The organism is Oleiphilus sp. HI0066 (assembly GCF_001635725.1).
Genome location: NZ_LWFH01000626.1, coordinates 1 through 722, shown reverse-complemented (window position 1 = coordinate 722; position 722 = coordinate 1). Strand labels below are relative to the sequence as shown.

Genomic DNA, 722 nt, shown 5'->3' with positions numbered 1-722 from the left:
ATTTTTAAAAGCCCTTTTAAGAGAGCCTGTTGATGCAACGCCAGTGTGGATGATGCGTCAAGCTGGTCGTTATTTGCCTGAATATCGTGAGACGCGCGCACAAGCGGGTGATTTTTTGAGTTTGTGCAAGAACAAAGAGCTAGCGTGCGAGGTGACTATTCAGCCTCTAGAGCGCTATGACTTAGATGCGGCAATCTTGTTTTCAGACATTTTGACGATTCCTGATGCGATGGGCTTGGGACTATATTTTGAAACTGGCGAAGGGCCGCGGTTTAAGAAAGTCATTCGTACAGAGCAAGACGTGGCATCGCTTAAGGTTGTTAATACCGCTTCAGACTTGTCGTATGTCACCGATGCAGTGACTGAAATTCACGGTGCGTTATCTGGGCGTGTTCCTTTGATCGGCTTTTCCGGATCGCCTTGGACCTTGGCGACCTATATGGTTGAGGGTGGTTCTTCGAAAGATTTCCGACATATTAAAGCGATGATGTATCGCGAACCTGAAACTCTTCATGTTCTATTAGATGTGCTTGCAGACTCTGTCATTGACTATTTGAATGCGCAAATCGATGCAGGTGCTCAAGCTGTTCAGATTTTCGATACATGGGGCGGGAATTTAAGTGATCAAGCCTACCTCGATTTCTCTCTTGCTTACATGCAAAAGATTGTGGCGGGTTTGAAGGCGGAAGCGCGTGGTTTGCGTGTACCATCGATCGTATTTA

Annotated in this window: 1 protein-coding gene; it reads left to right on the top strand. The window is 46.4% G+C overall.

Translation table 11 applies throughout. The features are described from left to right. Positions 1-722 (top strand): uroporphyrinogen decarboxylase (gene hemE, locus A3738_RS08065; RefSeq protein WP_068763513.1); only part of this gene is annotated, 722 nt, incomplete at both ends.